Genomic DNA, 19,958 nt, shown 5'->3' with positions numbered 1-19,958 from the left:
TCGGTGCGGGCACTGCGATGGGGATGCGCCCGATGCGCGCGGCCTTGTTCCATGCCGGTGCATCGATCCAACCTTCACAGCGGGAGACAAGGAAACGGCATGAGCGATATCCATCTGACTTACTTCAACGGCAAGGACATTGCGAAGCTGGCGATGACCGACCAGGAAATCCTCGACGCGGTCGAGCAGGGGCTGCTGGCGCAGGGCAACAACGAGACCGTGATCGAGCCGCGCGTGCACCTGATCCCGGACCCGGCATTCAACGGTCACTTCAATGTGCTGCGCGGCTACGTGGCGCCGCTCGGGCTGGCCGGCGTGAAGATCGTGGGCGACTACGTGGACAACTACAAGCTCGGCCTGCCGTCGGAGATGGCGATGCTCAACCTGTTCGATCCGCGCACCGGCATGCCGGTGGCGATGATCGATGCCACCTTCATCACGGACGCGCGTACCGGCGCGGTGACCGCGCTCGGCGCCCGGCACCTGGCGCGCCGCAACAGCAAGGTGCTTGGCCATATCGGCGCGCGCGGCACGTCATACTGGAACGTGCGCCTGCTCGACAGCATCTTCGACTTCGACGAGATCCGCGTGCATTCGCGGCGCCCTGAGAGCCGCGACGCATTTGCCGCCAGGCTGGAGAAGGATCTCGGCAAGAAGATCATCGTCACCCAGGACTGGGAATCGTGCGTGCGCGGTGCCGACATTGTGGTGGAGGCGTCGCGGCTGGAGAAGCCCACGCCGCTGCTGAAGACCGAATGGATCAAGCCGGGCGCGTTCGTCGTGCCGTACGGGACCATGAGCGCCGTCGAACTGTCGCTGACCGACATCATGAACAAGCTGGTGGTGGATGACTGGACCCAGTGCAAAGGCGGCATGTTCGGCTCGCTGCGCGCGCATGTGGAAGCGGGCAAGTTGTCCGAGCAGACGCTCCATGCCGAGCTTGGCGAAATCGTCGCCGGCCGCAAGCCGGGACGGCAGAGCGACGACGAGACCAACCTGTTCTGGCATCGCGGCCTGTCGCTCAGCGATATTGCGCTGGGCCACGCCATCATGAAGAAGGCCGAGCGCATGGGCATTGGCCAGCGGCTCGTCTACGCATGATTGCCAACGCGCGCATGTATGCGGTAGCCGCACCCGTGGCACAGGCGTGGCGGGACCTGTTCGCGTACGTGGGCGAGCGCGCCGGCGTGGCATGGACATATATCGAGCATGCCCCGCCGGCGCCGGTCAGCGAACTGTGGGCGCGGCCGGACTGCGGCTGCGTGTTCATGTGCGGCTTCCCGTATGTCAGCGCCGGCAGCCGCCATCGGCTGCTGGCCGCGCCGGTGCCGTCGCTGCCGCGCTATGGTGGCGGGCCGGTGTACTTCACCGAGTTCATCGTGCGCGACGATGCGGCGTTCGCCACGCTGGAGCAAGCCTTCGGCGGCCGGCTGGCCTGCATGCTGCCGGAGTCGAATTCCGGCTACAACGCGCCGCGCCACTACCTGATGACAGAGGCCGCCGCCGGCACCGGCACGCTGTTCCGGCCAACCCGGGCGCCCACGCCAACGCCGCGCCATGTGATCGACGCCGTGATCGGCGGAGAGGCGGAGATTGGCGTGGTGGACAGCTATGTGCTTGACCTGCTGCGCCTGCACGAGCCCGCGTTGATGGCCAGGGTGCGTAGCGTAGCGGTCACCCCGGCCGCACCGATCCCGCCGCTGGTGGCCTCGCCGCAGGCCGGTGACGATACCGTGGCGCGGGTGCGCCCGGTGTTGCTGGACCTGCATCGTGACGCGGCGTGCGCGGGCTGGCTGGCGCAACTCAGGCTGTCGCGCTTCGCGCCCGTCGAAGCGCCGGACTACGCCGTGCTGGCACGCTACACCAGCGCGGCCGACCAGGCTGGCTTCAAGCTGACCGGCGCTCCGGCCGACACGGGCAAGGAGCACCGCGAATGATGGCGACGAACCCGGCCGGTGCCGACCTGTCGCCGCACGGCCTGAAGGTACTCGATTTCTCGCGTGTGCTCGCGGGCCCGTTCTGCACCGCGATGCTCGTCGACTCGGGCGCCGCGGTCATCAAGGTCGAGCCGTTCGAGGGCGACGACTTTCGCCACATGGGCCTGCAGGTCGACGGGCAAAGCGCCAACTTTGCCTTCGTCAACCGGGGCAAGCGCAGCCTGCGGCTGGACCTCAAGCATGCCCATGCGGACGCCGTGACCGAACGTCACGCGGGCTGGGCCGACGTAGCCATTGAAAACTTCAAGCCGGGCGTGGCCGACCGGCTCGGCATCGGCTATGCGCGCCTGGCGGCGATCAACCCGGCACTGGTCTATTGCAGCATCTCCGGCTTCGGCCAGGCCGGTCCGTGGTCGGGCCGGCCAGCCTACAACACCATCATCCAGGCGCTCAGCGGCCTGATGGATGTCACCGGCGCGCCGGAAGGCCAGCCCACCGTGATCAGCGAATCCATTGCCGAAGTGGCCGCCGGCATGTTCGCTTCGTGGGGCGAACTGGTCGGCGCCTTTGCGCTGACCGAGCCGGACGCCGGCTCCGATACCGGCAGCCTGACCACGCGCGTGGAGCGCAGGGGCGGCGATTACTTGCTCAATGGGGCGAAGCGCATCATCACCAATGCCACGCGCGCTGATCGGCGCAGTGGAGGGCAAGGGCTTTCGCACCGAGATGAAGACGCTCGCCCATGGCCGCATCTATATCGCCGCCATGGGCGTTGGGGCGCAGCGGCTGCTCGATGAGGCGGTGGCCTATGCGGGAACGCGCCGGCAGTTCGGGCGTGCCATCATCGACTTCCAGCTGGTGCAAGCCATGCTGGCTGACTCGGAAGCCGAGATCCACGCCGCGCGTGATCGGCAATGAGCACGGTTTTCGCGTGGCCTGACCACGGCGCGGGACAGGTTTTTCGAGTTTCCGAATTTGTGAATGTCTGACTGAAGGGGAGAAAGTTCGATGATGAAGCGATTCCTGATGACCCTGCTGATGGCCGGCTTGCCGATACTGGCCAGCGCGCAGGCCTATCCTTCCAAGCCCGTGCGGCTGATCGTGCCGTTTCCGGCCGGCGGCCCGGCCGACGTGCTGGGACGTGTCGTGGGCGAGGGCTTGTCCAAGGCATGGGGCCAGAGCGTGCTGGTGGAGAACAAGGCGGGCGCGGCCGGTACTATCGGCGTTGACCAGGCGGCCAAGGCCGCGCCGGACGGTTATACGCTGGCCCTGGTGCCGGTGGGCAACATCGCCGTCAACCCGTCGCTGTTCCGCAGCCTGCCGTACAAGCCCACGGACCTGATGCCGGTCACCATGCTGGCCACCGCGGAAAACGTGCTCGTGGTTGGCGCCAATGTCCCCGCCACTTCCCTCGCCGAGCTACTCAAGCTGGCGGCACAGAAGCCGGGCGAGCTGACGTTCGCCTCGCCCGGGGCCGGCAGCCAGGCGCACCTGGCCGGAGAACTGCTGCAGCTAGATGCCAAGGTCAGGCTCAACCACATCCCCTACAAGGGGGTGAGCCCGGCGATGACCGACTTGGTCGGCGGCCAGGTGACCATGATGTTCGCGCAAGTCTCGTCGGCGCTGCCCTATATCAGGTCGGGCAAACTCCATGCGCTCGGCGTAGCCAGCCAGAAGCGCTCGCCGCTGATGCCCGACGTGCCCACCATTGCGGAGCAGGGTTTCCCGAAATTCGAGGCGGTTTCCTGGTATGCCTTGACGGCTCCCGCGGGCACGCCCAAGGACGTGATTGGCCGCGTTCATCGCCAGACGCTGGAGGTGCTGGCAAATCCGGTGGTGAAGGAGAAACTGGCCACGCTGGGCATGGAAGCCGCCGGCGGCACGCCGCAGGCGCTGGCCACCACGATCCAGCAGGATAGCGCCCGCTGGGCCGGCGTGATCCGCCAGCGCCAGATCACCGTGGACTGAGCAGCAGGCGCCACCGTGTGCCGAGTCAGACTGCCCGCTCCGTCAAAGGCCAGCCAGGATGCTGCCACAGCATACGCCGCTCCACCCGTATATCGTGGCGCCACCACGCGTTGAAGTCGTACACATAGACGAAGCCTTCGTGTTCGCGCAGACGAAACGCGGTCGGCGTCAGTTCGTTTGCCACTGTGGAGAATTGCAGGACGTCCTGCTCAAGCCTCGCAGGCTGATTCGCAACTGGAAGACGGAGATCGCTTGAAGGTCGAGGGGCGTGAGCACATTGTAGGTGGCTCACTATCCTCTTGCGGGAAGACGGACCTCGGCCCCCACCTTGGCGCGGTCTCCCTCCTGTGCGTCAGCGGCGCCAAGTGCAACTCGTCATCGACGCGTAGAGTGCCGGCGCGCGTCGCTGCGCGACCGCGTCAATGCCTGTGCGGGTGCGCTCGAGCAACGGCCCGAGAAGGTCGGTAGCTAGGGCTGGCAGGCGACAGCCGCATATAGTGGCGCCGAGCTTCAGCCTGCCAACGCTCGGCTGGCAGGAACAAACGCTATTCGATGCGCAGTTTGTCCCGGAAATAGTGATTCGGGCTTGCATTGCTAGCCGCGATGTCGGGCCGATTGCGCCAAATCCGAACGCTCACCGCGCTGCCCCATCCCCACCACGCCCCCGGCTGGAACTCCCTTCGATGGCGGCTTGCAGTTCAGCCGCGCCATACCGGTCGAGCAGACGCGGCAACGCGTTGGTGAGCACGCCAAGGTCCGCGCCGCGTTCGGCCGCGCGCGCGAGCAGCAATTGACTGGCCGGCACGGCCTTGGTCAGGCTATTGACGCCGCGATATTGGCGGGCCTGGCGTTTGCGCTCTTCGAGCTCTCGGATGTGCGCCGGCAGCTCGATCTGCGCGTCGCAGTCATATCCGCGGCGGTGACTGGCGATCACCTCGGCACCGTCGAACACACGGACCTCGCAATCGACGCGTATCTCGCCACGCTCGACAAAGCGCCTGACCAACGCTTTGCCCGCTGGTGCAACGCCACCGCCCGATATCCGCGGTAGCTGCACGCAGCAGGTCCGGTGTGGAAAGGGCGGCTCAAGTGGATTCAGACTGCGTTCACGACGGGCTTGCACTCCAATGGCAAGACCGGCGTCAAAACGAAGCCTGACGCCGTGCACAGGCATCATGCAGACAAGCTCGCGCGCACAGTACTTCGGACACCGCGTGTCGGGGAGGGAAGGTGGCTCCCTTCCATTTTGCTCACGTACGTCGTCTTCCAGGTTGACGCGCGTATGTACCTTGACGGTGGCTCAACGGACAGGGGCGCGTTGTTGTCATGAAAAGCTTAGTTCGAGGCATCCAAAGTAAAGCGGTAAGTGGTGCGAGGCCAGATGATTCACTCATTGTCCCTGACACGTGGACATCAACCTCTTTAAGGAGACTTGCATGCACTTCATCGACGACTCTTTGCGGCCTGAAGATCACAACCTCTGATCATTCAGACCGCACCCCACGCACCGCAATGGCTGCCCGCCGATTCGGACGATGTGCCGGTGACGATGGCCGCTCAGGTGCAGAAGGCGGTGGACTGCTACAGCGCGGGCGCCACCGTTTTGCACGTGCAGGTGCGCGAAGCCGGCGGCAAGGGCTCCTAAAGCTTTCTCATCTAGTTCGACATTCTCAATATTCACATTTCAACTTGGATATCCATCATCATGAACTTCCTTGACGGCCACCTGTATCCCGAGAACCAGCAGCCTCTGATCATCACAGCCGCTCCCTATGCGCCGGGCTGGATTCCCTCAGACTTCCCGGAAGATATCCCTGTCACAATGGAGGAGCAGATCCAGAAGGCGGTGGATTGCTATGAAGCCGGTGCCACCGTGCTGCATCTGCATGTGCGCGAACCCGATGGCAAGGGCAGCAAGCGCCTGTCCATGTTCAATGAGCTGATCGCCGGGGTGCGCAAGGCCGTGCCCGAGATGGTCATCCAGGTGGGTGGCTCGATCAGCTTTGCGCCCGAGGACGATGGCTCTGCGGCCAAATGGCTCTCCGACGACACGCGGCATATGCTGGCCGAACTCGATCCGAAGCCCGACCAGGTGACGGTGACTGTCAACACTACGCAGATGAATGTGACAGAGCATGCTGGTCTGGATGACTTCAAGGGAGTTTCGCGGGGATTCCCGCACCTCTATGCAACCTACAAGGACATGATCGTGCCCTCGAACCCCAGCTGGGTCGAGGAGCACATCCGACGCCTGACAGCCGCCGGAATCCAAAGTGAGTTTCAGTGCTACAACATCAACAGCTTTGAAACGATTGAGCGGATGATTCGCCGCGGCGTCTACAAGGGGCCACTGGTCATGAACTGGGTGGCTATCAGCGGCGGCATGGATCAAGCAAACATTTACAACCTGGCCAACTTCCTGCGTGCTGCGCCCGACGGAGCGGTGATAACGGTGGAGAGTTCGGTGCTAAATGTGCTGCCCGTGAATATGATCGGCATGGCTTTGGGCCTGCATGTGCGGTGCGGCATCGAGGATGTACTCTGGAACCAGACCCGCACGGGAAAGAGCACCTCCGTCGAGCAGATCAAGCAATTGGTGCGTATCGCCGGCGAATTTGGTCGCCCCATAGCGACAGCGAAACAGGCACGGGAGATCATGCAGATCGGGGTCTTCTACGACACGGCGGAAGAGACGCTTCAGGCCAATGGCTTCGCGCCCAATCGTAACGGTGGCAACCAGGGATTCCTGCGCAAGCCGACCTAAAGCCTCTAGGGGGGAATTGACATCTTATGCTGTATGAGGCGCCCAGCAATTTTCTAGAGACGGACTCATGCTGAAGTTGAAGTTCCCCCCATCGACCGGACTCCTAACATTTCTCGATAAAGGAGTCCGTCATGATCCTTGACGTTGACCTCCGCGTCGCACGACTCCGCCGCCATGGTTTCAGGCAGGCGCTCCAGAGTGCTCTTCGCGGCGCAAATGGGCCCCAATACGGGCCCATTTGCGCCAGCCCGCGCCCCGCGTAGACGGCCGCGCTGGCGCCCCCCTTGTATTCCGCAATCAGGACATTCCCCCTCCCTTCACAATTGGGGGCGCAAGCTATGCTGCTCTTAGCACAATTGCAGCGTCTGTGGCAGGCGTAAGAAATGCACGAGGAGGAGAGATAATGAAATCATCCGGCAAGTTCAGCAAACTTAACCTTGCATTCGCCGCTGCGGGCGCCATCTGCGGTGGCGGCGCACACGCACAAAGTAGTGTGACGCTGTATGGCGTGGTGGACATGAACGTGGAGTACGCCAACCATGTTGGCGTCGTTCCTACGGTCGCCAACGGATTCAATGCCGGCCCGTCCAACAATGTTTACCGCATAAACTCCGGCGGCCTGTCCGGCTCGCGTTGGGGCTTGCGCGGCGTGGAAGATCTCGGAAACGGCGTGAAATCCGTTTTCGTACTGGAAAGCGGCTTTAACCTGGATACAGGCACGTCGCAGCAAGGTGGCCGCCTGTTCGGTCGCCAGGCCTACGTTGGCATCCAAAGCACGCAGTTTGGCCAAGTGACTTTCGGCCGTCAGTACACCTCGATCTTCGAGAGTATGGCCAACTTTGTGCCCGCTGCCTTTGCAACCCAGTATGAACCGATCGTGATGCTGGCTGGCGCGAACTTCCGCGAGGACAACACCGTCAAGTACTCCGGCCAGTTCGGGGCGCTGTCCGCCCTGGCACACTGGTCCTTCGGTACCGGCCTGGCATTGCCGACGTCCGTGGCCAATGGCCCGTTGCTCGGTGGCAACGGCGAAGTGCCGGGCCAGTTCCGCCGCGACACCGCCTATGGCGCAGCGTTGACCTATATCTCTGGCCCTGCCGGTGTGGCCGTTGCCTACGACCAGTTCAACCCGACCATTTCCAATCCGTCGACCGCGGCTGCCCTCGGCAGCGGCAGCTTCAAGAAGGCGACGATCGCGGCAAGCTATGCGTTCGGCCCGGCAAAGTTCATGGGCGGCTACCGCTGGGCCCAGAACAAGAACCAGAACGGCAGCTTGATCGAGCGCGACGACTTCTACTGGATCGGCGCCACCTACCAGGTGACGTCAGCGGTTGGGCTGACGCTCGAGTACAACTACGACAACGTCAAGAACTTCTTTGCCAGCACGTCGGTGCCAAACCCATGGCAAATTGCCTTCATCGCGGACTACACGCTTTCCAAGCGGACTGATGTCTACCTGACCACGGCATATGCAAAGAATGCGGGGCTCGGACTGGATTCCCCGATGATCGGCTTTGCTAACAGCCTTTCCCTTGGCAACAGCTACGCACTTGCCAGCGGCCAAAGCAATATGCTCGGGGTTGCTTTAGGCGTTCGCCATAAGTTCTAAAGTCAGTCCGACGCCCGTAACAAGGTCGTATTTGCGCAGTGGTGCGCTGGCAGGCCTGCGAAAGCACTCGCGTGCGAGCCGCCGCCTCTAATGCTCTTCGTGCCGCCTCGGCGGCATTTTTTTGAGGCAGGCGCAATCGATGCCGGGGGTATTTCGTTACAGAGTGACGCACCGAACACAAAGGCTAATTGTGGCGCATATGGCACTGCGGCTCACGTGCAACCAGACAGAATCAGGGCTCGTGACCGGGGTCGGCTGGGACCTGAAGACGCCAATCCCGGCAATCTTCATGCGTCGATTGCGCCCGTCGGGAAGCGACGATCAGTCTGTTCTCGCCTCGGCTATCGCGACCGAGGCGCGTGCCTGCTGCAAGGGTCGCTCGAGGGTTTCAATACCTACGTAAGATGGTGAGAACTACTACCAGCCAAGGCGTCGCCCGCCCAAATTGACAGTCTGGTCTTGAAACCCTCCCATTGCTTGCCGCCCATTACACAAAGGTGTTGGTAAGCGGGCCTTGAGTGCCTAGAATCCCTGTGAGCATTGGCTTACGGGCGAGTTTCATTTGCCCAGGGATTTTTCATGAGAAGGCAATGCGAAATCACAAATGCTGGAGGAGAGGGAAATGATCGTGCGTAAATTGCCTGCAGTTGGTTTAGCAGTTGTGATGGCGCTCGTCTTTACGGGTGCGAGCGCTCAGCAGACACAAGAATCGATAGCCCAGCAAGGAACACAATCATCCCAAATTCCAGCAATGCCGCCGACCACAGCGGAAGCCAAGGCCATAATTGCCGAGCATTTCAAGGCGGCCGACGTCAACCATGACGGCAAGCTAAGCCGGGAAGAAGCCAAGGCGGGTATGCCGGAGGTTTACAAGCGCTTTGACCAGATCGATGCCAGGAAGCGGGGTTACGTAACAGAGCGCCAGATCGGTGCTTATTGGGAGGCAAAGACCAAGGAACAGATGCAGAAGGAAAATCCCATCTGGAACTGAGCCCCCTCTGCTTTAACGCTTGAAGTCGCCCAGGATTCGAATTGGCGCGTCCTACGCTTCAATCTTCGAGCGGGTTCGGGCGTTCGAGGCGTTCAGGACGTTGAATCGTGGTGACGCATGTTGGCCGTCCCGGCGGGTCGAATTACCAGACCGATGCTCGGGTTCAAAGCCTTTCGTTGCGCGAGCATCCTCCTGGGCGGCGTTGAACTCATGCACATGAATGCCAAGGGGCAAATGCAGTGCCTCGACGGGAGCTGCGTCCGCAGCGCAGCAATTCTGTTCCTTGGCAGCATAGACTGCGCGATTCTCCAGGGCTCCTGGCTGCCTCGCGTTCTTATCGCGACAGAACCCCGCACCGCTCATTTGTCGATGACCCGGCGCGCGAACCGCTCCAAGTAATCCAGCAGCGCATCGGCCCCCGCCAGGGCCGCCCGCTCGTCACCGGTGGCAATGCCCCGGGCGAGTTCCATATGAAAGCGGGCGCCTTCCTTGATCTCGCCTTCATGCTGGTACGCGTACCAGAACCGCCGGCATTGCACGATCAGCGGAATGACCGCCTTTACCGCCGAATGGTTGCGGGCGGCATAGTGGGTGACTTCGTCCAGTTCGCGGTCCGCTTCCATATAGGCGTCGAGCCTGCCACGCACCGCCGCTTTTTCCATCCGCTCCGCGCAGGCCAGGATGGCCTTGCGCTCCAATGCGCTGGCCCGCCGCGCCGCGCATGCCGCGATGACGTGTTCCAGCACGCGGCGGGTCTGGATCACGTCGAGATGATCCGCCAGGTCGATATTGGATACCAGCAAGCCGCGCCGCGGCTGCTGCACGATCAGTCCGATGGACACCATGCGCAGCAGCGCCTCGCGAACTGGCGTGCGGCCCATCTCAGTGAGCTCGGCCAGTTCGGCCTCGTTGACCGGGCTGCCCGGCGTCAGCCGCAAGGTGCAGATCAGCGCTTCAATGGCGTCATATGCTATGTCAGCGGCCCGGCGCTTTGCTACGGATGGTCGGGAAGGATGATGCATTGTCTCTCTTGGTTTGACGATGTTCCAGCCATGCCTGCAGTTCTCCCACGATGCCCAGCCGGAAGAACGACACGCATACAACAAAAGTGAACCCGATGATAATGGTCACCACGCCGCCCAGCGCGGCGAGGTAATTCTGCAGGCTGACCACCAGGGCAGCGCCGACCACCGGCCCCCATGCCGTGCCCAGGCCGCCCAGCAAGGTCATCAGCAGTACCTCGGTCGAGGTCGACAGCATGACGTCGTTAAGCGACGAGAGCTGCAGCACCAGCGCCTTGATGGAGCCCGCCAGCCCGGCGAGCGCTGCGGACAGCATGAAGGCATAGAGCTTGCAGCGGTCCGTGTCGTAGCCCAGCGAGACAGCGCGGGGCGCATTGTCCCGCAGCGCCTTGAGTACCTGCCCAAACGGCGAATTGACGATACGATGGATCGCCAGGAAGCCCAGTACGAAGACAGCCAGGGTGAAATAATACATGTGGTTGTCTGACGCCAGGTCGATGAAGCCCAGCAGCCTGCCGCGCGGAATGCCCTGCATGCCGTCCTCGCCGCCCGTCCAGGGAATCTGCACGGCCAGGAAGTACGCGACCTGCGACAGTGCCAGCGTAATCATCGAGAAGTAGATGCCCGTGCGGCGGATCGCCAGGCTGCCGATGATGTACCCGATGGCCGTGGCCACCAGCATGCCCGCCAGGATCGCCAACTCCACCGGGAGCCCCTTGTCGGCCAGGCGGATCATCAGGACCCCGGTGGTGTAGCCGGACCAGCCGAAGAACGCCGCATGCCCGAAGGAGGTCAGGCCGGTAAAGCCGATCAGCAGGTTATAGGCGAGCGCGAACAGTCCGAAGCAAAGCACCTTCATGATGAATACCGGGTAGACGATGTCCGGGAAGGCGGGGGCGAGCAGGGCGGGCACAAGCAGCACCAGCAGGATGCGGATGGACAGCGGGACAGCCTTCACATTGTTCAGCGTGTATAGCTTGTTCACCTTAATTCTCCTTGCCGAACAGGCCGGCGGGACGCGTGAGCAGCACCAGGGCCATGATGACGAACACCACCACGGTGGACGCTTCCGGGTACAGCAGCTTGGTCAGGCCCTCGATCAGGCCAAGCCCCAGGCCGGTCAGGATGGCGCCCAGTATGGAACCCAGGCCGCCGATCACCACCACGGCAAAGACGATGTTGAGCAGGTTCGATCCCATCAGAGGATTGACCTGCATGGTCGGAGCCGCCATGACGCCGGCCACCCCCGCCAGCGCTACGCCAAAGCCGTACGTCAGCGTGATCATCAGCGGGATATTGACGCCAAAGGCCTGGAGCAGCTTGGGGTTCTCCGTGCCGGCGCGCAGCAGCGCCCCCAGCTTGGTCCGCTCGAACAGGTACCAGGTGCCGGCGCAGATCGCCAGGGAAAACACCACGACGAAGGCTCGGTAGACCGGCAGGTACATGAAGCCCAGATCTACGCCGCCTTGCAGCAGGGGCGGCGGATCGTAGCTGGCGCCGGATATCCCGTAGAAGTGCCGGAACAATCCCTCCAGCATCAGAGAGACGCCGAAGGTGAGCAGCAGCCCGTAGAGGTGGTCAATATGGTAAAGGCGCTTGAGCAGGGTCTTTTCCAGCAAGATGCTGACGGCACCTACCAGGATTGGCGCCAGCACCAGCGCCAGCCAGAAGTTGATCCTGAACTCGGTGCCCAGCAAGGCGGGGAGCTGGGTGAAACCCATCCACGTGAGGAACGCCGCAACCATGAATTGCGCGCCATGCGCAAAGTTGATGATATTGAGCAGGCCGAAAATGATGGCCAGGCCCATGCTCAGCATGGCGTAGAAGCAGCCGTTGATCAGGCCAACCAGCAGCTGAGCCAGCAAGGCCTGCGAAGTGATATCGGACATGGTGTGTGCAGGGAAGGGTAGGCAAGTGGCCAGCCAGCCCGCACGGGGCCCAGGCCGGATGACGCGCTTGGCCTACTTGGTGATCGGGCAGGCCGGGTTGATCGGCGGGAACACGTCGGGGCCCTTCAGCACAGCCTTGACCTTGTAGTAGTCCCACGCTGCCTTGGACTCTGCCGGCCGCTTGACCTGCAACAGCAGCATGTCGTGCACCAGCGCACCGTCCTCGCGCAGCTTGCCGTTGCGGATCACCGCATCGTTGATGGTCATCTTGCGCAGCTGCGCCATCACCGCCTTGGCCTCGTCGGTGCCGGCGGCCTGCACGGCCTTCAGGTAGCTGAGCGTCGCGGAGTACACGCCGGCCTGGGCCGCGGTGGGCATGCGCTTCGCCTTCTCGAAGAACTTCCTCGACCAGACGCGCGACGGCTCGTCGTAGTCCCAGTAGAAGGCCTCGGTGAGGTACATGTTCTGCGCCTTCTCCAGGCCGATGCTATGGATGTCAGAGATATACGTCAGCAGCGGCGCGACGATCTGCTTGCGGGTGATGCCATATTCGTTCGCCTGCTTGATGGCGTTGACCGTGTCGTTGCCGGCATTGGCCAGGGCGATCACGTCTGCCTTGGACGCCTGCGCCTTCAGCAGGAATGAAGAGAAGTCGTTGCCCGGGAAGGGGTGGCGCGACATGCCTAGCACCTTGCCACCGTCGGCATTGATGACCTGCGTAGCATCGCGTTCGAGCGATTGGCCGAAGGTGTAGTCAGCGGTGATGAAATACCAGGTCTTCTTGCCTTCCTTGACCAGCGCCCGGGCCGTGCCGGCAGCCAGTGCGTAGGTGTTGGCCGTCCACTGCGCGTTCAGGGGCGAGCATTTCTCGCCCAGGATCGCGGTGGCCAGGCCGGACGACGGCATGGTGATCCGGTTCTTCTGCTTGGCGATCTCCATCACTGCCAGCGCCGTCGAGGCCGTGGGGAAGTCCGTCACCATGTCCACCTTGCCCTGGTCGAACCAGCCGCGGGCCAGGTTGGCCGCCACGTCCGGCTTGTTCTGGTGGTCGGCGAATATCACTTCCACGGGCTTGCCCAGCACCTTGCCGCCCATCTCTTCCACTGCCAGCCGCGCGGCAATCACGGATCCTTGCCCGGAGAGGTCCGAGTACACGCCGGAGAGATCGTTGAGCACGCCGATCTTGACCGTGTCGTCGCTGACCTGGGCATGCGCGGTGCAGGCAAGGCAAGCGGCCGCGAGCGCCGCGAGTTCTTTGAGCTTCATGACTGTGACTCCATTAGGGGATTCGTGAAAAACGATCTGCCGTACTTTCTGAACGCCAACTGAACGCCAACTGAACGCCAACTGAATGCCAACTGAATGCCAACCGGATGCAGGTCGATAGCGCATGTAATCCGGATGCGGCCACTAGATGCCCAGCAACGCATTGAGGCGATCCTGCTTGGCGTCCACCTCCGCGCGCTCGATTACCTCCACCACCTCGCCGTGCTCGATCACGTAGTGGCGGTCCGCCAGGTGCTTGGCAAAGCGGAAGTTTTGTTCCACCAGAATCAGCGTGAAGCCGCGCGCCTTCAACTCGCGGATCACCTCTCCCAGTTTTTGCACAATGACCGGGGCCAGGCCTTCGGTGATCTCATCAAGCAGCAGCAGGTTGGCGCCGGTACGCAGGATGCGGCCCATCGCCAGCATCTGCTGCTCGCCGCCCGAGAGCCGCGTGCCGGGGCTGCCGGCGCGATCCTTCAGGTTCGGGAACATGCTGTAGATCTGGTCGACAGACATGCCGGCGTTGCCAACCTTGGGCAGCAGGGTCAGGTTTTCCTCGGCGCTGAGCGAAGCATAGATGCCGCGTTCCTCCGGGCAGTAGCCGACCCCCAGGTGCGCCACCTTATGCGGCGGCAAGCCGATGATTTCCTTGCCCGCCAGCTGGATCGAGCCGGTGCGCCGGCCCACCAGGCCCATGATGGCCCGCAGCGTGCTGGTGCGGCCTGCGCCGTTGCGGCCCAGCAGGGTCACGCACTCGCCGGGCATTACTTCAAGGTTGATGCCCTGCAGTACGTGGGACTCGCCGTACCAGGCGTGAAGGCTGCGGATCGACAGCTTCGGCTGCACGGAGCGGGCGTGGTCATGCATGGTCTTCGGTCCCCATATAGGCTTCGCGCACCGCCGGATCGACCGAGACCGTGGCGTAGGGGCCTTCGGCAAGGATCTCGCCACGCTGCAATACCGTGATGGTGTCGCTGATATCGGCCACCACCTTCATGTTGTGTTCCACCATCAGGATGGTCCGGTTGGCCGATACCGTCTTGATGAGATCCTTGATGCGGTCGACGTCTTCATGCCCCATTCCCTGCGTGGGCTCGTCGAGCAGCAGCATCTCCGGGTCCAGTGCCAGGGTGGTGGCGATTTCCAGCGTGCGCTTGCGGCCGTAGGGCAGGTCCGCCGCCAGCACAGATGCAAAGGACCCCAGTGCCACTTGCTCCAGCAGCGCGTGGGCGGGCTTGTCCAGCGCACCAAGCGTGCCGATGGAGCGCCAGAAGTGGTAATCGACGCCGAGCTTGCGCTGCAGCGCTACCTTGACGTTCTCCAGTACCGTCAGTTGCGGGAACACCGCCGATATCTGGAAGGAACGCACAATGCCGCGGCGCGCCGTCTGCGACGGTCTCTCCTGCGTGATGTCCTCCCCGTTGAACAGGATGCTGCCCTGCGTCGGGATGTGGAACTTGGTGAGCAGGTTGAATACTGTCGTCTTCCCTGCGCCATTGGGGCCGATCAGCGCGTGAATCGATCCGCGCCTGACTTTCAGATCCACGTTGCGCACGGCAACGAAGCCCCGGAACTCCTTGGTGAGTACCTTCGTCTCGAGAATGATGTCCTGGGTCATACGGATAGGCGAATGAACGAGTGATCGGATGCGCGGAGCAGGGAAGCTGGCCGGGACGGGACGCCGCGGCGTGCGGGCTTCAGATGACGGATCGATACGCCGCCGGGCGCGTGGCCAGCGACTTGGCAACGATCTGCTCGATGGCCTCGCGTTCGGTACCGACCAGAGGCAGGCGTGGGCGGCGGACGTTTTCATTGCCCACGCCAACCAGCGTCTCCACCAGCTTCAGGTTCTGCACCAGCTTGGTCGAGACATCGAGGTGCAGCAGCGGCGTGAACCACTGGTAGAGCTTGAGGGCCTCGGCGTAGTTGCCGGCCTTGACCAGATCATAGAGCGCTACCGTCTCGCGCGGGAACGAGGTGACCAGGCCGGCCAGCAGGCCGTCGCAGCCAAGCGCCAGGCCTTCGTACGACAGGTCGTCCACGCCCAGGAACAGCTGGTAACGGTCACCGACCGTGTTGCGCAGGTCGGTGATGCGGCGGATGTTGTCCGTGCTCTCTTTGATGGCGACAATCCATTGGCAGTCCGCCAGCGCCACCATATGCTCGGGCTTCAAGTCGACGCGGTAAGCCACCGGGTTGTTGTAGACCATGACGGGCTTTTTTGCGGCTTCGGCAATGGTGCGCACGTTCTGCATGGCCTCGCGCGCGTCGGCCACATAGATGACGGACGGCATGACCATGAAGCCATCCACGCCCAACTCGACGGCGCCTTTCACATAGCGCAGGGCGTCCCTTGTGCTTGTCTCCGAGACATTGGCCAGCACCGGCACGCGGCCGTTGCTGGTCCTGACGGCGATGTCCGCTACTTGGAGCTTCTCTTCCAGGCTCAGCGTGCTGGCTTCGCCCAGCGAACCGCAGGTGACGAGGCCATGAACCCCGTTCCGGATGAGGAACTCGATGTGCTGCGCGGTACCGGCCGCGTCAAGGCTTTCGTCCGCGTGGAACTTGGTGGTGATGGCCGGGAAGACGCCTTGCCAGCGTGGATTGCTCATGAGAACTCCTTCGGTGTCAGGTGTGGACGAATCGCGTTTCCCGGCTTGCTCCCCGGGCTCATAAATATATTAGCAACATATTTAAAATATGTTTAATAGGGTTTACAACAGTACAGTGCCTTCGCAGGCAGGGTAGCTCTTCGGCCTTTCTGGTGCGTTTTGGCCTCAGACCGGCGCGTGCGTGCCCGCCTTGGATGAATGCGGGGAGAGGGCGCGCACCATTACCCGGCGGCGTGGCGCGGGGCGTGCCGTTCCGCGGTGACACTGACCGGGAGCGACTCGGCACCTCGGGTAACGGAGGATCTAATTGGGGGGAGGGCGCGCCGGGTGCCTGCAGGGGCGACGATCGCGTCCATTGCGATTGGGCATGGACACGTGCGCGTAATGGAAGAGGTCGAAGGAGCGCACGCCACGGCGTAGGCCAAGAACAGGGCTTCGCACGGCATTGCCAGGTGCTGTCTTTGTGCTTTAGTTGTCTCCTGCCTAAAGTTTTGTGCGCTTTTCACAACAAATGGAAGGCAAATGGCATTGCCGGGTGGCCAAAGCAACGATTGCGACCAGTGGCAGGCGGCATGGCTGACGAACCGCCACCTTCCACAAGACAAGGCGCTGCGCGAGCCGCTGGCATCGGCGCTGATCTGGACTACATTGATTCCATATTGATTCGACGAGGTCGCTGCCATGTCCAGACAACTTGCCGTGATGATGGCGCTGCTGGTCGCCAGCGGCCTGGCGCAGGGCGTCACAAAATGCCGGAGTGGAGGCGAAATCCTCTACACGGCGGCGTCCTGTCCGGCCGGCTACATGAATGTCACCGGCACCATGCAGGGCCACCTGCTCACGGTGCCCAACGTCGCGAAAACCCTTCAGGCAAATCAGGCCTACTTGAGTATCCGCGCGCAGACAGCGGAGCAGGTCAGGGCGCAACGGGCGCGGGACGAGGAATGGAACTTGCGGACCCAGAACCTCTTCCTGAACCAGTGCCTGATTCTCGACTACCGGGTGCGCGCGACTGAACGCGCAATGAACGAGACTGAGTACTGGAGCCGTGCCGATCGCTACCGCGAGGGTGTCGACGCGCTGCGTGCCCAGCAGTACTACCTGGGCTGCTTTGGCTGACTGCCGAAGTCACCGACACGTTTACGGCCTCCGCAATGTCCTTGAAATGTCGCGGGAATCTGCTAGTAGTGGACTGTAGAAGCCGGACTGGCAGGGAAAGGAGGGCGTCATGGTGAGTCGCGTCGAAGCGGTTCTGGACAAGTATGGCCTCCAGGCTGGCGCCATGGAGCAAGCGATTTACCTCAAGGTTTCCGTAACTGACGTGCGGGGACTGGGTGTGTCGGGCCTTGGGATCAAAAGCTTCCGGGCGGTCGACCTCGGAGCGTTCCGGAACGTCGAGCACACCGAAATCACCGGTACGGGCCAGTTCGATATCGTTCAGGTCGATCAAATCTCTGCACCGCCGGGAGCCGATGCCTTTTCGGTCGAGGCCTGCAAAGGCTATTACATCCTTCGTGTTGCGAAACCCGCGAACGGTTGGCGTCCACACATGACGCTCGGGCTCACGGTCCAGGTACTCAGGGACCTACGGCTAACCCCTGGCTTCGGCGGGCCGACAGATGGCACGCATGGTGCGGCCACCTACGACTACTGCCACACGCTGGTGCAAATCGATTTCCTGTAGTGCTATGGCGGCGACGGCGCGGGGCTAGCACAAGAACTTGGGCCATCGATTGTGGATACAGACCCCGATCTGTTTTGTCGTTGCCGCTTGACCGAAGGTGAGGGTGAGCGGCAGCGGCAGAATCCTGACTTTTACTCCTTCGCTAAGCTCGGACGCGGCCCCATCAAAGCATTGATGAAGGGGGCCTTCTGCGCAAGATATTCACCGATGCCTCCACGGTTGCTTGATTCGAGCTGAAATTTCAAATCCTGATACTGCTGTCGGATACCGGGATCGCTCCTAAGAAGATTGCCAAACGGAGCATTCGCTCAATCTGCCAGTGGCCACTGACACATACATGCACCTTGTGGGTTCGCACCCCATCAGCGTCGCTGACGATAGGCGGACGCAGCCGGCGCGGCACCCGAAAACCCGCGGCAATCATGATCCGGCGCACGGTCTCCTTGGCCAGTTCGATGCCATGGCGCTCGCGCAGCTTCTCGCAGGCCAGGGTCGGGCCGAAGCCGGCATAGCTGTCGCGAATCAGGCCGAGCGCCCGCGCCTCAAGGCCCGGCGGTGTCCGGTTGTTGGCCAATTGACCCTGGTGGCGATTGAGCAAACCGGCGGCGCCATCTTGTTGGTACCGCCGCAGCAGGCGCAAGGTCTGGCGAGGAGTCAGTCCGAGTCTGGAGGCCGCAATCCTGGTCTTGAGATAGGCGTCGGCCAGCGCCTGGATGACCTTGAGCCGGTCAATCTGCCGCATCGTCATGGTAATGGCTCCTGCTGGCATGACGGGCTCCGTGGCGCTGGAAGCCGTCAAGCTTACGCGGGCCAAACTCGGACATTTGAACTTGGCTATAAGCGGACATTCTGATTTGGCCGTAACAATTTTTTGTCGAGGCAGTTTTTAGATGTCAGCGCGCTGGCTATTTAGAAATGTCAGTGCGGTCGTGCTTTTTGTGGTTTGCCCGTAACGCGGTCAAGCTGGCCGGAAGGGGAGAAGCCGGCACCGGGTGGGGCGGTGGAACCCGCGATGGCGCGCTCCAGATCCAGCCGATTGATCAGCCTCTGGCGCTTGGTGTGGGGTGCCGGGTTGACGGGCCGCGGGGGCTCGCCCGACAGCGTGCGCGACGCGCCCGGGCCGCTCCACGTAGGGTCGCGTCGGGAGTGTCTGCGCGCTGGTCTTGGCGGCATAGCGCGACCGGCGTATCTCTGTGCTTGTATCGTGTCCGGCCCGGAGGGCACTCCGCAGACCGAGCAGCGGGTTGTGCGATGGCGTCCTTTGCGAAGCTGCCGCGTGTCCCGACCCCCTCTCATTGGTTGCTGCCTTTTCCCGCCGCGTGGGGTGCATCTGTGCGTTGCTCTGAGAGCCAGGGCGCTCTTGCGTTCAGGTGGGCGTTGCAGCGCCATACCCATGGCGAGTTTTGCCGCAAGGTAGAGCACCATCGCGCACCACCCCAGCAAAAGGAGCTTGACCGACCAGTGCCAGTCGGTGGGCTGGCCATTTAGAAATGTCAGTGCGGTCGTGCTTTTTGTGGTTTACCCGTAACGCGGTCAAGCGGGCCGGAAGGGGAGAAGCCAGCACCGGGTGGGGCGGTGGAACCTGCGATGGCGCGCTCCAGATCCAGCCGATTGATCAGCCGCTGGCGCTTGGTGTGCGGCGCAGGCTGGTGTGGCCGCGGGGGCTCGCCCGACAGCGTGCGCGACGGCCCCGTGGTGTGCCGGCTGTCACGCAACGCCTGGACCTTGGCCGCAATGGCCAGCACGTGCCCCAGCCGCTTGTGCTCCACGATCGCGCCCTGGTCGATCTCGGCCAGCCGGTCATAGGTGGTGTAGGGGAGAGCGACGCCATCGGCCCACAGCTCGATCCGCCCGTCCGGATATTCCGCCACCTCGATGTAGCGGTGAATCAGCCGCCGGAACTCGGGCCGGTCCGCCAGCAGGTACATGACCTTGTCGTACTGCAGCGTCAAGCTCTGCGACACCTTGCGCCATTCGCGCCAGGTAAAGATCCGGGTCAGATCCTCGTCCGCGCGCAGCGGCCGGTGGGCATCGAAATCGCTGCGCGGCGGCTTGGCGAAGCGGGCATTGAAGTCGGCTATAAAGGCCGGCGCAAAGGCATTGGCGGTTGGCATGGTGCTGATGCCGCGCAGCCGCAGTTCCTTGACCAGGCGGTCCTGCAGGGTGCCATTCATCCGCTCCACGCGGCCCTTCTCAAAAGCAGTCAACTACACGTG

The 19,958-nt window shown here is 62.7% G+C and carries 20 protein-coding genes and 4 pseudogenes; 12 read left to right on the top strand and 12 right to left on the bottom strand.

Annotation, left to right across the window (positions count from 1 at the left end; all coding sequences use genetic code 11):
- Nucleotides 1-99 precede the first annotated feature (99 nt).
- From ACZY0R_RS25310 to ACZY0R_RS25295, 4 genes and pseudogenes are all read left to right on the top strand, one after another.
- Complete coding sequence (locus tag ACZY0R_RS25310) at nt 100-1,101, top strand: ornithine cyclodeaminase family protein (RefSeq protein WP_488862192.1); 1,002 nt, start codon at nt 100-102, stop codon at nt 1,099-1,101.
- Complete coding sequence (locus ACZY0R_RS25305; RefSeq protein WP_488862190.1) at nt 1,098-1,937, top strand: phosphate/phosphite/phosphonate ABC transporter substrate-binding protein; 840 nt, start codon at nt 1,098-1,100, stop codon at nt 1,935-1,937. Before ACZY0R_RS25310 ends, ACZY0R_RS25305 begins: the two co-directional genes overlap by 4 nt.
- Nucleotides 1,934-2,840: pseudogene (locus ACZY0R_RS25300) on the top strand (CoA transferase); the annotation flags it as partial. The gene ACZY0R_RS25305 and the pseudogene ACZY0R_RS25300, both read left to right, overlap by 4 nt.
- A 108-nt stretch (nt 2,841-2,948) precedes the next feature.
- A complete protein-coding gene (locus tag ACZY0R_RS25295) occupies nt 2,949-3,905 on the top strand; it encodes a Bug family tripartite tricarboxylate transporter substrate binding protein (RefSeq protein WP_488866152.1) in 957 nt (318 codons plus the stop codon).
- Nucleotides 3,906-3,930: 25 nt separating this feature from the next.
- Here the strand turns inward: ACZY0R_RS25295 and ACZY0R_RS25290 are convergent, their stop codons facing one another.
- The gene (locus ACZY0R_RS25290) at nt 3,931-4,089 is read right to left on the bottom strand and encodes a hypothetical protein (protein WP_488862188.1); all 159 of its coding nucleotides are present in this window, start codon (nt 4,087-4,089) and stop codon (nt 3,931-3,933) included.
- Nucleotides 4,090-4,539: 450 nt separating this feature from the next.
- Nucleotides 4,540-4,962 carry a hypothetical protein gene (locus ACZY0R_RS25285; RefSeq protein ID WP_488862186.1) on the bottom strand — a complete coding sequence of 141 codons (423 nt, stop codon included), beginning with the start codon at nt 4,960-4,962 and terminating at the stop codon, nt 4,540-4,542.
- A 379-nt stretch (nt 4,963-5,341) separates the two neighbouring features.
- On the opposite strand from ACZY0R_RS25285, the pseudogene ACZY0R_RS25280 reads away from it, so the two are divergent.
- The 5 genes and pseudogenes from ACZY0R_RS25280 to ACZY0R_RS25260 form a co-directional block, all read left to right on the top strand.
- Nucleotides 5,342-5,547 (top strand): annotated as a pseudogene (locus ACZY0R_RS25280) (3-keto-5-aminohexanoate cleavage protein); the annotation flags it as partial.
- A 63-nt stretch (nt 5,548-5,610) separates the two neighbouring features.
- Nucleotides 5,611-6,669 carry a beta-keto acid cleavage family enzyme gene (locus tag ACZY0R_RS25275; protein WP_045242863.1) on the top strand — a complete coding sequence of 353 codons (1,059 nt, stop codon included), beginning with the start codon at nt 5,611-5,613 and terminating at the stop codon, nt 6,667-6,669.
- Between the two features lie 403 nt (nt 6,670-7,072).
- The gene (locus ACZY0R_RS25270; protein WP_488862184.1) at nt 7,073-8,278 is read left to right on the top strand and encodes a porin; all 1,206 of its coding nucleotides are present in this window, start codon (nt 7,073-7,075) and stop codon (nt 8,276-8,278) included.
- A 622-nt stretch (nt 8,279-8,900) separates the two neighbouring features.
- Complete coding sequence (locus ACZY0R_RS25265) at nt 8,901-9,269, top strand: EF-hand domain-containing protein (RefSeq protein ID WP_488862182.1); 369 nt, start codon at nt 8,901-8,903, stop codon at nt 9,267-9,269.
- A 138-nt stretch (nt 9,270-9,407) separates the two neighbouring features.
- A pseudogene (locus ACZY0R_RS25260) lies at nt 9,408-9,564 on the top strand (IS6 family transposase); the annotation flags it as partial.
- Between the two features lie 64 nt (nt 9,565-9,628).
- Here ACZY0R_RS25260 and ACZY0R_RS25255 read toward each other — a convergent pair.
- The 7 genes from ACZY0R_RS25255 to ACZY0R_RS25225 all read right to left on the bottom strand — a co-directional run bounded on the left by ACZY0R_RS25255 (nt 9,629) and on the right by ACZY0R_RS25225 (nt 16,058).
- Nucleotides 9,629-10,291, bottom strand: coding sequence for a GntR family transcriptional regulator (locus tag ACZY0R_RS25255; protein WP_488862180.1), 663 nt, complete (start codon nt 10,289-10,291; stop codon nt 9,629-9,631).
- Complete coding sequence (locus ACZY0R_RS25250) at nt 10,245-11,249, bottom strand: branched-chain amino acid ABC transporter permease (RefSeq protein ID WP_488866150.1); 1,005 nt, start codon at nt 11,247-11,249, stop codon at nt 10,245-10,247. Before ACZY0R_RS25250 ends, ACZY0R_RS25255 begins: the two co-directional genes overlap by 47 nt.
- A 28-nt stretch (nt 11,250-11,277) precedes the next feature.
- The gene (locus ACZY0R_RS25245; RefSeq protein ID WP_488862178.1) at nt 11,278-12,180 is read right to left on the bottom strand and encodes a branched-chain amino acid ABC transporter permease; all 903 of its coding nucleotides are present in this window, start codon (nt 12,178-12,180) and stop codon (nt 11,278-11,280) included.
- A gap of 72 nt (nt 12,181-12,252) precedes the next feature.
- On the bottom strand, nt 12,253-13,446 hold the full coding sequence (locus ACZY0R_RS25240) for an ABC transporter substrate-binding protein (RefSeq protein WP_488862176.1): 1,194 nt from the start codon (nt 13,444-13,446) through the stop codon (nt 12,253-12,255).
- Between the two features lie 144 nt (nt 13,447-13,590).
- Complete coding sequence (locus ACZY0R_RS25235; protein WP_488862174.1) at nt 13,591-14,313, bottom strand: ABC transporter ATP-binding protein; 723 nt, start codon at nt 14,311-14,313, stop codon at nt 13,591-13,593.
- The gene (locus ACZY0R_RS25230; RefSeq protein WP_488862172.1) at nt 14,306-15,064 is read right to left on the bottom strand and encodes an ABC transporter ATP-binding protein; all 759 of its coding nucleotides are present in this window, start codon (nt 15,062-15,064) and stop codon (nt 14,306-14,308) included. The genes ACZY0R_RS25235 and ACZY0R_RS25230 overlap by 8 nt, the downstream gene beginning before the upstream one ends.
- 79 nt (nt 15,065-15,143) lie before the next feature.
- Nucleotides 15,144-16,058 (bottom strand): dihydrodipicolinate synthase family protein, encoded by a 915-nt coding sequence (locus tag ACZY0R_RS25225; RefSeq protein ID WP_488862170.1) that lies wholly within the window; start codon nt 16,056-16,058, stop codon nt 15,144-15,146.
- Nucleotides 16,059-16,580: 522 nt separating this feature from the next.
- Here ACZY0R_RS25225 and ACZY0R_RS25220 point away from each other — a divergent pair.
- From ACZY0R_RS25220 to ACZY0R_RS25210, 3 genes are all read left to right on the top strand, one after another.
- Nucleotides 16,581-16,721: a hypothetical protein gene (locus ACZY0R_RS25220; protein ID WP_488862168.1), complete on the top strand. Its 141-nt coding sequence runs from the start codon at nt 16,581-16,583 to the stop codon at nt 16,719-16,721.
- Nucleotides 16,722-16,739: 18 nt separating this feature from the next.
- Nucleotides 16,740-17,177 carry a hypothetical protein gene (locus ACZY0R_RS25215; RefSeq protein ID WP_488862167.1) on the top strand — a complete coding sequence of 146 codons (438 nt, stop codon included), beginning with the start codon at nt 16,740-16,742 and terminating at the stop codon, nt 17,175-17,177.
- 109 nt (nt 17,178-17,286) lie between these two features.
- Nucleotides 17,287-17,742, top strand: a complete 456-nt coding sequence (locus ACZY0R_RS25210; protein ID WP_488862165.1) for a hypothetical protein — start codon at nt 17,287-17,289, stop codon at nt 17,740-17,742.
- Nucleotides 17,743-17,873: 131 nt separating this feature from the next.
- Here the strand turns inward: ACZY0R_RS25210 and ACZY0R_RS25205 are convergent, their stop codons facing one another.
- The 3 genes and pseudogenes from ACZY0R_RS25205 to ACZY0R_RS25195 all read right to left on the bottom strand — a co-directional run.
- On the bottom strand, nt 17,874-17,987 hold the full coding sequence (locus tag ACZY0R_RS25205) for a hypothetical protein (RefSeq protein ID WP_488862163.1): 114 nt from the start codon (nt 17,985-17,987) through the stop codon (nt 17,874-17,876).
- A complete protein-coding gene (locus tag ACZY0R_RS25200) occupies nt 17,984-18,511 on the bottom strand; it encodes a helix-turn-helix domain-containing protein (RefSeq protein WP_488862162.1) in 528 nt (175 codons plus the stop codon). Before ACZY0R_RS25200 ends, ACZY0R_RS25205 begins: the two co-directional genes overlap by 4 nt.
- Before the next feature lie 810 nt (nt 18,512-19,321).
- Nucleotides 19,322-19,946 (bottom strand): annotated as a pseudogene (locus tag ACZY0R_RS25195) (transposase family protein); the annotation flags it as partial.
- Between the last annotated feature and the right edge of the window lie 12 nt (nt 19,947-19,958).

It is taken from the genome of Cupriavidus sp. F041 (genome assembly GCF_057814235.1).
Note: the sequence above shows the minus strand (reverse complement) of the source record. Positions and strands in the feature narration are given on the sequence as shown.

Coding starts and splice junctions, on each gene's coding strand:
- ACZY0R_RS25310 (WP_488862192.1), top strand. CDS start 100: ATGAGCGATATCCATCTGACTTACTTCAACGGCAAGGACATTGCGAAG.
- ACZY0R_RS25305 (WP_488862190.1), top strand. CDS start 1,098: ATGATTGCCAACGCGCGCATGTATGCGGTAGCCGCACCCGTGGCACAG.
- ACZY0R_RS25295 (WP_488866152.1), top strand. CDS start 2,949: ATGAAGCGATTCCTGATGACCCTGCTGATGGCCGGCTTGCCGATACTG.
- ACZY0R_RS25275 (WP_045242863.1), top strand. CDS start 5,611: ATGAACTTCCTTGACGGCCACCTGTATCCCGAGAACCAGCAGCCTCTG.
- ACZY0R_RS25270 (WP_488862184.1), top strand. CDS start 7,073: ATGAAATCATCCGGCAAGTTCAGCAAACTTAACCTTGCATTCGCCGCT.
- ACZY0R_RS25265 (WP_488862182.1), top strand. CDS start 8,901: ATGATCGTGCGTAAATTGCCTGCAGTTGGTTTAGCAGTTGTGATGGCG.
- ACZY0R_RS25255 (WP_488862180.1), bottom strand. CDS start 10,291: ATGCATCATCCTTCCCGACCATCCGTAGCAAAGCGCCGGGCCGCTGAC.
- ACZY0R_RS25245 (WP_488862178.1), bottom strand. CDS start 12,180: ATGTCCGATATCACTTCGCAGGCCTTGCTGGCTCAGCTGCTGGTTGGC.
- ACZY0R_RS25240 (WP_488862176.1), bottom strand. CDS start 13,446: ATGAAGCTCAAAGAACTCGCGGCGCTCGCGGCCGCTTGCCTTGCCTGC.
- ACZY0R_RS25235 (WP_488862174.1), bottom strand. CDS start 14,313: ATGCATGACCACGCCCGCTCCGTGCAGCCGAAGCTGTCGATCCGCAGC.
- ACZY0R_RS25230 (WP_488862172.1), bottom strand. CDS start 15,064: ATGACCCAGGACATCATTCTCGAGACGAAGGTACTCACCAAGGAGTTC.
- ACZY0R_RS25225 (WP_488862170.1), bottom strand. CDS start 16,058: ATGAGCAATCCACGCTGGCAAGGCGTCTTCCCGGCCATCACCACCAAG.
- ACZY0R_RS25220 (WP_488862168.1), top strand. CDS start 16,581: ATGGCATTGCCGGGTGGCCAAAGCAACGATTGCGACCAGTGGCAGGCG.
- ACZY0R_RS25215 (WP_488862167.1), top strand. CDS start 16,740: ATGTCCAGACAACTTGCCGTGATGATGGCGCTGCTGGTCGCCAGCGGC.
- ACZY0R_RS25210 (WP_488862165.1), top strand. CDS start 17,287: ATGGTGAGTCGCGTCGAAGCGGTTCTGGACAAGTATGGCCTCCAGGCT.
- ACZY0R_RS25200 (WP_488862162.1), bottom strand. CDS start 18,511: ATGCCAGCAGGAGCCATTACCATGACGATGCGGCAGATTGACCGGCTC.